Consider the following 7,275-nt stretch of genomic DNA (forward strand, 5'->3'; position numbering starts at 1 on the left):
ATATTATGAGCGATAAGGTTAGAGTTGATAAATGGTTATGGGCTGTCCGCATCTTCAAAACAAGAAGTATGGCAGCCGAAGCTTGTAAGAAAGGCAAAGTTACTGTTGATGGAGTTAGTATAAAACCATCACGCGAAGTCAGATTAAATGAGGTGATCAGCCTAAGAGTACCTCCTATCATCCGTTCGTATAAAGTTCTTGCAATTTCGGGCAAAAGAATGTCTGCAAAACTTGCTGTTGATTTTGTAAAAGATGTTACTAGTCAAGATCAGCTTAATTTACTCGATGCCACCAAAAATTTTGGTTTTGAAAAACGAGATAGAAGTATTGGTAGACCAACCAAACATGATAGACGAATGATTGACAAACTGAAAGACGTCGACTAAGCAGATTTTCTAAACAAATTATAAATATTTTAGATTCCAAAGATGATTATAGCACAAGAAAAAAGAAAGACCAATTTAGCCGAATATATTCTCTACATGTGGCAAATTGAAGATTTGATAAGAGCTTATAAATTCGACATTAATTTGATTTCGGAAGCTGTGCTCCAGCATTTCAATCTACCAGAAGAAAAGCAAGTTGAAGTTAAGGATTGGTATGAGAACTTAATTGAAATGATGAAGATTGAAAAGATTGAAGAAAAAGGTCATCTTCAAATCATCAAAAATAATATTGAAGAACTCTTCGATTTTCATTTGCACTTGCTCAATAATAAAAAGGATAATGCCTATATCGCCTTATTCCAAAAATCAGCGGGTCATATTGCCGAATTTAGAACTAAGTCGCAAGCCACTGATGATAACAATGATATCGAACTTTGCTTAACTGCCCTTTATGGTATTCTCTTGCTACGTCTTCAGAAAAAAGAAATTTCAAAAGATACTCTTGCTGCCGTTAGTTCATTTAGCGAAATGATTGCTACGCTAACTGCAAAATATAAAGCTTTCGAAGAAGATAAAGATTAGTTGATGTGAGGATGTGAGGATGTGAGGATGTGAGGATGTGAGGATGTGAGGATGTGAGGATGTGAGGATGTGAGGATGTGAGGATGTGAGGATGAAAATTAAAAAATTCTAATTTAAGACGACAAATCTTAATTCAATTATTTACACTGATAATGCAGGCAAAATACAAAAACTGGATATTATTACTAGTCGTTTCATTCATTTGGGGCAGTCCCTATATTTTAAGAGAAATTGCACTTAAGAGTTTTACACATAGTCAGGTTGCAGCATTTCAGGTTTTCCTTTCATTCATCTTATTCCTTCCTCTGATATTCAAAAATTTCAAGAAGTTAAACAAAGACAATATTGGGCCTTTATTACTTTCTGGTATTGCAGGAAATATAGGCCCTTCATTCTTCTTTGCTAAAGCTCAAACCCTAATTAATTCGTCTTTAGCTGGCATGCTCAATGCGATGCTACCTGGTATCACTTTGGTTCTTGCCATTCTTTTTTTTAAAGGCAAGTCAAATCGGAATACACTTATTGGAATTGGTCTAGGTCTTATAGGTTCATGTATGATTGCTCTTATGGGCGATTCCTTTGGCAGCACCCAATTCATGGGTGTATTCTACGTTTTTATGGCTATACTTTCTGTTGCCATAAGTATCAATATCGTCAGCTTTGCTCTCCCAAAACTCAATGGCATTGAAATTGCTTCTTTAGCATTTTTATTCGTTGGTCCAATAGCTGGAATTTTCCTTTTAACTACCGATTTACAAAGCGTAATTCAAACTGACAATTTCACTAAAAGCGCTTCAATGCTAGCTTTACTGGCTGTCTTAACTTTTTTCGGTGTCATTTTTTACAATCAACTCATCAAACGATCATCTCATATCTTTGCTGCATCTATAGCTTACCTTATTCCTATTGTGGCTTTATTTTGGGGTATCACTATTGGCGGTGATCAAATTACAATCAGTCAAATTCTAGCGATTTGTTTGATACTTGTGGGCGTGAATCTTACTCATCGCTAACAAAAGATATTCAATTCCTTTTAAATACTATCCCCTAGACAGTTTTATCCTGCCCTCGGGGCATTTTACCTCCCCCACGAGGATTAATCCGTTTCCATGACTCAAAATAGCCCTCCATTGACTTCATTTTCGATCTCAATTTCTTTGTGAAGCGTATAATGAGTCCCTTTTAATATCCCTTAAGTCATATTTGTGATCCAATTGGTCATTTTAGCCTTACATACGGCAACGACTCCCCTCCCATTAGTAGTTTTAGGCTTCCCTTGGCAATCCTGACCCCTCAATTAATAGTTTACCTAGACAATTGGTAAAATCATTCCATCAACATTCAACTCGCTGAAACCTCACAACAGGATTCAATATAATATTTGACAGAAAGGAGAAAAAACATACTTTTAACACTTAATTAGAGTCTGCTCTCTGATAAATATTAAGAAAAACATGAAATACAAAACAAGTCTACTTGCACTATTATCAGGAATATTACTCGCTATGCCTTGGACGATTTCGGTTTTCTTTTTCACAATATTTTTTGCCTATATACCACTTCTTATTCTCGAAGAGGATAGTCATAAACAGGATAATCCCTATTGGCTTTTCAACTACTCATTTTTAGCTTTCCTTATATGGAATTCATTATCGTATTGGTGGGTAAGCGAAGCTCAACTGGTAGGATCTATTCTAATCATCCTCATCAATTCAGCCATTCAAGCTACGGTCTTTTGGGTGATTTCAATGACAAGAAAACATCTTAAAATCTCTATTCTCTTTCCCTTCCTGATCATCGGATTAGGTTTCGAGTATTTTCATACGCAATGGGATTTGGCCTGGCCCTGGCTCAATTTAGGCAATGCTTTCACCACTCAACCCAAACTTGTACAATGGTACGAATACACGGGTGTTAGCGGCGGTAGCCTATGGATTATCGTCACCAATATTGTGCTATTTACACTGTTCAGAAAAAGAAATATCAGAAACTTAACAGGAGCTCTGCTTCTGTTTATTATACCCATAATCAGCTCTCTGTATCTATATAGTCAGGAAGAAATACCTATTTTAAGCAAAAGCTTGTCACTTATTCAACCCAATCTTAATCCATATACGGAGAAATTCCAGCCTGAGAATGAGAAGATACACTTCATGGAATTTCTTTCAATAACAGATTCTCTTCTACAAAAAGACGAAACAGATTTTGTATTTGGACCAGAAACAATGATTCTACAAGCTATAAATGAAGAAATACCCATAGAATCAGATTCTTATAATGGCTTAGTAAAACTAAAAAGTAACCACCCCAGAACTGAATTTCTAATTGGTGTTCACAGTTACCAAAAGCTTGGCGATAAAGTTCCAGCAGGAAGCCGTTACAATAACAAGAAGGATTATTATTACGAGGCTTTTAATTCAGCATTATTCATTGCTAAGAATAATAAACCCAAGTTTTATCACAAAACGAAACTGGTGCCTCTCTTCGAACGAATGCCCTTTGTGCAATACTTAAGTTTTCTGGGGAAATACTCCTTGGAACTTGGCGGCTACAATGGGACTTATAGCAATAGAAATACAATTAATACGTTTACAACAAGTAACTCAACTGAAATTATTCCCATCGTTTGTTTTGAATCCGTTTTTGGAGACTATTGTGCTCAGAGGGTAAATCAACTACCTGGTTTCTTTTGCATGATAACCAATGATGGCTGGTGGAAAAACTCTTTGGGCTATAAATACCATTTCGATTTTTCCCGCCTACGAGCTATAGAAAACAGACGGGAAATTGTAAGGGTTGCGAACAATGGAATTTCAGCAATTATCAATTCAAAAGGAGAAATCGTCAAGCAAACAAATTGGTGGACAAAAGACATACTGAGAGGTGATATTAAATTATTTTCCAGAAAAACGTTCTATTCCACACATGGAGATTACATGGGTAGAACAGCCGCATTTTTTGCCATCCTTTTATTAATCTTTGTTAAAATCAAACGGATAACTCGAGCTAATCACTAATATTCAATTAAGCCTTATTATTTTTGAAAATTAGCAGTCCAATAATTTATCTAATGAATTATCAATACCATGAAAAATAATCGAATAAATAAAGCTTGCTTTTAATGGTCATTGGGCATGACTAATTAATGGTGAAAAAACAATATCGTATTAACATATGCAATAATCATTAATATTAACCACAATGAACGCAACGAACACAAAGTTGATACACATTATTTCTTAGTGCTCGTAACAGTTTGTTATTTCATTATTAATTACTGTACAACGGGCGCTATGCTGATTTTTCATCATTTGTTTTTGCGTCCTTAATGTGCTTAGTGGTTTACTCTTTTATTTATTTTTTTAATGAAAAGACAACAATTTCAAAAGATTGATTTGTGACGTTATATTGCTCTATGAACTTAACTGTAAATTATATCTCAATTTAAAAACAAAATAATCTAAATATGAAGTCACTCCTAAAAATCACCTTACTGGCTATAATCAGTTTAGGTATTAGCTTACATGCAAAAGCAGAAACAAAGACTAAAAAAATAACAAAAACGTACTCAGCTAGCTCTAACTTGAAAGTCGATACTCGCTATAGTCGAGTTGAGTTTAAGACATGGGATAAAAATGAGATCAAATTTGAAATTGAAATTTCAGCTGAAGGAAATAAGGCTGAGAATGCTCAAACCATGCTCAACAATATCACTATTGACATGACTGAAGGCGATGATTTGATAATAGCAAAAACCGTATTTGGTGATTTCTTTAGTCTTAAGAAATTGAGCAACTCCATTTTTAATAAAGGTAAAGTTAAAATTGACTATACGATTTACCTTCCTACAGTTACAAAACTTGATTTAGTTCTAAAGGATTCACGTTCATTCATTGCCAACCATTCTGCTGACATAAAGCTCGATTTAACCTATAGCGAACTTACTGCTGAAAACTTGTCTGGTAAAAATGATTTTGAATTACGCTCAAACTGCTTTCTGAAAATTGGCAAGATTAATGAAGTTGAATTAAATATTGGTGGATCTGAAATCAATATTGAAGAGGCTAATAAAATTACGGGGGATAGTCGTGATTCAAAATATAAACTTGGAAGTATAGACAATATGAATATTAAATCATCTCGTGACAATTTTGAGATTAAAGAAATTGAATCTCTTTATGGTTCTTCGAGCTTATCGAAGTTTGACATCAGTCATTTGGGAAGTGAAATTGATTATGATATTAACTTTGGTCATCTGTTTATTTTCAATGTTGATTATCTTTTTTCGTTTGTGAAACTCGATTCAAAATTTGGTAACCTTGGCTTGAGCTTTAGTAAAAATACCAACTTCGATTATGAAATTAATCATCGTGCAGTTAAGTTTGATAAAACAAGTGCCTTCGATTTAGAATCGAATAAAACGATGGATGGCAAAAAAGCAATATCTAAAGGAAAATTTGGTTCTAAAAATGCCTCATCAAAAGTAAATATCAGAGCAAATAACTGTAAACTTAAATTGGAATAAAATCCACCTTTACGATATAAAAAGAGCCTGTGTATTGATATACACAGGCTCTTGCTTTTTTTAAGCAGTATCTCCTAATTATCGAACTTCTTCAATAATTCACGAGCAATGACAACACCATTAACCGAAGCTTGCATCAAACCACGAGTAATACCTGGGCCATCACCTCCTAAATAAAGATTCTTAACCGAAAGTGATTGAAAGTCTTTACCAACTTTAGCGACATTGCAATAGAATTTCACCTCAACACCATAAAGTAAGGTTTCATCAGAAGCTAAACCTGGTGTTACCTTATCCAAAGCCATTATCATCTCACGAATATCCTTAAGTATACGGTGTGGTAGAACTAAGCTTAAGTCACCCGGAACAGCATCCTTAAGCGTAGGGATAATATTGTTTCGATACAAACGTTCCTTTGTAGTACGACGACCACGCATAAAGTCACCAAATCGCTGAACCATAATCTGGTTCTTCGTTAGCATATTAGCTAAGCGTGCAATATGCTTTCCATATTCGATTGGCTCGTTAAAAGGTTCTGTAAATTTTTGAGAAACCAATAGAGCAAAGTTTGTATTATCACTCTTCAAATCTTTGAAGCTATGACCATTTACAACTGCCAAATCATTTTCGTAATATTCTGATGAGACAAATCCACCTGGATTAGAACAAAAAGTTCTCACCTTATCGTCAAATGTCTTGGTATAATGAATCAGCTTGGCTTCGTAGAAATTATCATTTATTTCTTGCATGATTTCATTTCTACACTCAACACGAACACCTATATCAACGGCTCCTACTTCCGTTGAAATATTCTCTTGAGCACATTTTTGCATCAACCAATCTGCACCTTCACGTCCAACTGAAACCATGACTTGATCAGCAAAATAGTCTCCACTTCCATTGCGAACACCTTTAATTACCTCATCCTCAATAATCAAATCGTTTACCGCTGAATTAAATTGCACTTCTACACCTTCACCAGTTAAATAGTCGTAAAGCTTATGGTATAAAGCCTGAGCTTTTTCTGTCCCCAAATGACGAACCGGACAATGAACTAATTTTAAATTTGCCTCAATTGCTCTTCTTCTAATATCTTTCATCTCAGGACTAAAGTCCTCCCCATGAATATCTCCATCAGCTCCAAACTCCAAATAAACCTCATCGGTATATTTAATCAGTTCCATGGCCTTCTCTACACCTAAATATTTAGGCAACGTCCCTCCAACTTCGTGTGATAAGGAAAGTTTCCCGTCTGAAAAGGCTCCTGCTCCTGCCCAACCTGTGGTTATACTGCAAGGCTTACAATGAGTACAGGTTCCCCCATTAAAATGCTTGGGGCATTTTCGATTGGCAATTCCTCTACCCTTCTCAAGCATTAGAATATTCAGTTTCTTACCTGATTTAACCAGTTCGTAGGCACAGAAAATACCGGCTGGTCCAGCACCAACAATAATTACATCGTACTTTTTTGTCATCATTATTAATTAAAAAAATTAAACATAGATGAGATTTGGGATGAATGCATCGCTTGACTCTTCTTTTAAGCGGTTCGCTAAAAAGCAAACCCCTAAAGATAGAAAATAATAGGTCTCCAGATTCCAAAACATGCTTCTAAGCTCTAATTGAACCAGCTCTAAATAATGACTAATGTAGTGCAAATCGAGTAGGTAGGGGGATTACTCCCCCGCCCTCTCACACCACCGTGCGTACTCTCGTACACGGCGGTTTCGAATAATGTTTGAACTGTTTATAGATAACTGACATATTGTATAATCCTAAATC

Annotated in this window: 6 protein-coding genes; 5 read left to right on the plus strand and 1 reads right to left on the minus strand. The window is 35.3% G+C overall.

All coding sequences use genetic code 11. The features are described 5' to 3' along the window. Positions 1-5: 5 nt before the first annotated feature. The 5 genes from DWB61_RS14665 to DWB61_RS14685 all read left to right on the plus strand — a co-directional run bounded on the left by DWB61_RS14665 (position 6) and on the right by DWB61_RS14685 (position 5,493). Positions 6-386 carry an RNA-binding S4 domain-containing protein gene (locus DWB61_RS14665; protein WP_125031668.1) on the plus strand — a complete coding sequence of 127 codons (381 nt, stop codon included), beginning with the start codon at positions 6-8 and terminating at the stop codon, positions 384-386. 42 nt (positions 387-428) lie between these two features. Beyond that, positions 429-968: a DUF4924 family protein gene (locus tag DWB61_RS14670; RefSeq protein WP_125031669.1), complete on the plus strand. Its 540-nt coding sequence runs from the start codon at positions 429-431 to the stop codon at positions 966-968. 152 nt (positions 969-1,120) lie between these two features. Further along, a complete protein-coding gene (locus tag DWB61_RS14675; RefSeq protein WP_125031670.1) occupies positions 1,121-1,981 on the plus strand; it encodes a DMT family transporter in 861 nt (286 codons plus the stop codon). A gap of 441 nt (positions 1,982-2,422) precedes the next feature. After that, complete coding sequence (gene lnt, locus DWB61_RS14680) at positions 2,423-3,985, plus strand: apolipoprotein N-acyltransferase (protein ID WP_125031671.1); 1,563 nt, start codon at positions 2,423-2,425, stop codon at positions 3,983-3,985. Between the two features lie 449 nt (positions 3,986-4,434). Beyond that, the gene (locus DWB61_RS14685; RefSeq protein WP_125031672.1) at positions 4,435-5,493 is read left to right on the plus strand and encodes a hypothetical protein; all 1,059 of its coding nucleotides are present in this window, start codon (positions 4,435-4,437) and stop codon (positions 5,491-5,493) included. 74 nt (positions 5,494-5,567) lie between these two features. Here DWB61_RS14685 and DWB61_RS14690 read toward each other — a convergent pair whose 3' ends face one another. Next, positions 5,568-6,968: an NAD(P)/FAD-dependent oxidoreductase gene (locus DWB61_RS14690; protein WP_156190264.1), complete on the minus strand. Its 1,401-nt coding sequence runs from the start codon at positions 6,966-6,968 to the stop codon at positions 5,568-5,570. Between the last annotated feature and the right edge of the window lie 307 nt (positions 6,969-7,275).

This window comes from Ancylomarina euxina (assembly GCF_003863355.1).
Taxonomy (GTDB): domain Bacteria; phylum Bacteroidota; class Bacteroidia; order Bacteroidales; family Marinifilaceae; genus Ancylomarina; species Ancylomarina euxinus.

Excerpts from the sequence above, each read along its gene's own strand:
- DWB61_RS14665 (WP_125031668.1), top strand. The coding sequence starts at position 6 with ATGAGCGATAAGGTTAGAGTTGATAAATGGTTATGGGCTGTCCGCATC.
- DWB61_RS14675 (WP_125031670.1), top strand. The coding sequence starts at position 1,121 with ATGCAGGCAAAATACAAAAACTGGATATTATTACTAGTCGTTTCATTC.
- DWB61_RS14670 (WP_125031669.1), top strand. The coding sequence starts at position 429 with ATGATTATAGCACAAGAAAAAAGAAAGACCAATTTAGCCGAATATATT.
- DWB61_RS14690 (WP_156190264.1), bottom strand. The coding sequence starts at position 6,968 with ATGACAAAAAAGTACGATGTAATTATTGTTGGTGCTGGACCAGCCGGT.
- DWB61_RS14685 (WP_125031672.1), top strand. The coding sequence starts at position 4,435 with ATGAAGTCACTCCTAAAAATCACCTTACTGGCTATAATCAGTTTAGGT.
- lnt (WP_125031671.1), top strand. The coding sequence starts at position 2,423 with ATGAAATACAAAACAAGTCTACTTGCACTATTATCAGGAATATTACTC.